Origin of the sequence: Tateyamaria pelophila, assembly GCF_019966495.1 — a bacterium.
Lineage (GTDB): Bacteria > Pseudomonadota > Alphaproteobacteria > Rhodobacterales > Rhodobacteraceae > Tateyamaria > Tateyamaria pelophila.
Map to the genome: position 1 here is coordinate 1 of NZ_JAIMIA010000273.1, position 2,239 is coordinate 2,239.

The following is a 2,239-nucleotide window of genomic DNA, read 5'->3' on the forward strand; positions in this document are numbered from 1 at the left end:
AAACCAAAAATGAAATATCGTCATGTTATCGCAGCCCTCGCAGTTTCCGCGGCGGCTACCTTCGGCCCGGCATACGGCCAGACAACGCAAGGACAGTCCGTTGGTGCCGCGATCGAACAGATCGCATCAGGGCTTGCCGGGCGCATAGGCTTCGCGGCGCAGGAAATCGGCGGCGACGAGGTCATCGCGTTCAATGGTGATGAGACCTTCGCCATGGCCAGCACCTACAAGGTGGCGATTGCCGCTGCGGTGCTGGATCGCGTGGACAGGGGGGAACTCAGTCTCGACCAACTGGTAGAAGTCCCGCCCGACATGTATGTCGCTGGCGTATTTGCGCTTGCCGAGACATTCCCCCACGCTGGGATCCAGCTCTCGGTGGCGAACCTGATCGAGGTGATGATCACGGAAAGCGATAATACTGCGACCGACGTTTCCATGGGGCTGGCAGGCGGATCAGCGGCGGTGACCGAGTATCTGCGCAACCTCGGGATCACTGATTTCAGGGTCGATCGGACGACCCGCGAAATTCTCATGGATTTCTACGGCGTGCCGGGGGTCACGCCAGAAGATGTCGCTGAGGCCATCAGCAACAACCCGGCACTGGTGTCGGCCCAAGTTGATCCCAATCCGGACTTCGAGGCGGATCCCCGCGACCACGCAACGCCCCTTGCGATGCTGCAACTGCTGCTTGCCATAGACGGTGGCACGGCGATGAGCCCGGAAAGCCGCGCGTTTCTGCTGGGAGTCATGTCGCGCACGCGCAGTGGCCCTAGCCGTCTCAAGGGGCTGATGCCGAAGGGAACGCCCGTCGCGCACAAGACCGGAACCGCAGGCGGAATTGCCAACGACGTCGGTTATGTCACGCTCCCCGACGGTCGGCGGTTTGCCATCGCCGTGTACACGAACAGCAACGAGACACCCGTTTCGGACAGGGATCGGGCGATTGCCGAGATCGCCCGTATGATGTTCGACTACTTCTACCTGGCTCCGGTGGCGAAGCAATAAGTGGATAAACCTCTCGGGGGTGCAGGGTCTACCGGTGCCTCCCCACAAACAATTACTTATGGACCAATCGATGACACGCAAGACCGACGTGCCCGGGGAGGGGCGATCTTGCAAGGCGACGATTGAGTTCTTCCAGAACTGCCCTCTGCATCCGAAATAGGAGCAACCCAATGCGGAAACTGAACCCAAAAAATTTGACGGCAGCGCTTGCCGTCGCTGCGAGTGTCGCCCTGCCGGCAGCGGCTCAGGACGCGTCCGGGCCGATCCTGTTCACGAACGTCAACGTCTTTGACGGTGTGAACGAAGCCCTGATCGAAAACGCCAATGTGGTGGTGACGGACAACCTGATCACCGCCGTGTCGACCGAACCGTTGGCCATCGCGGGCGGCACGGTCATCGACGGCGGCGGGCGGACGCTGATGCCTGGCCTGACAGACTGCCATTGGCACAGCATGGCGGCCAATATAAGTGGCGACGTGTTCGCGGCTGATGTGGGCAAGTTGAACCTCCTGGCGGCCCTTGGCGCGGAAAAGACGCTTATGCGGGGCTTCACCACGATCAGGGACCTGGGCGGCAATGTTTTCGATCTAAAGTCGGTGATCGACGAGGGTATGTACGTTGGTCCCCGGATCTACGCTGCGGGGTCGATGATCTCCCAAACGTCGGGCCATGCAGATTTCCGTCAAACGATTGATATACCTCAGAGCTATTCAAGGGATCTTACCCCGCAGGAAAGGATGGGGTCGGTCGCCATCGCAGACGGCAAGGCGCAAGTCCTGCAGCGCGTGCGCGAGAACCTGATGCGGGGCGCGGCCTTCATCAAGCTGATGGGTGGCGGCGGGGTCGCCTCGCCCTCGGATCCGCTGGACGTCTCGCAATACACTGTCGAGGAAATCGCGGCGGCGGTCGAAGTGGCGCAGAACTGGGGCACCTACGTGACGGTTCACGCCTACACCGCAAAGGCGATCCAGAACGCGATCCGCGGCGGTGTCCGGAATGTCGAGCATGGCCAGATGATTGACGAGGAAACCGCCCAACTGATGAAGGAGACGAATACTTCGATCTGCCTGCAGCCCTTCTATGACGATGAGGATGCTCTCCCGTTTCCTGCCGACTCGTTTCAGGAAGAAAAGTACCAGGCCATGATCTCTGGAACGGATACAGCCTTCGCGTTAGCGCAGAAATACGACCTGCTCTTCGGATTTGGCACTGACACTCAGGGCGACCCCGCGCT

General features: G+C 60.4%; 2 protein-coding genes. Both read left to right on the forward strand.

Translation table 11 applies throughout. The annotated features are described in order from the left end of the window. On the forward strand, positions 1–1,005 hold a 1,005-nt coding region (gene bla, locus LC354_RS27560), incomplete at its 5' end, for a class A beta-lactamase (RefSeq protein WP_223429119.1). A gap of 170 nt (positions 1,006–1,175) precedes the next feature. Then, positions 1,176–2,239: metal-dependent hydrolase family protein (locus tag LC354_RS27565; RefSeq protein ID WP_223429120.1), on the forward strand; the 1,064-nt coding region annotated here is incomplete at its 3' end.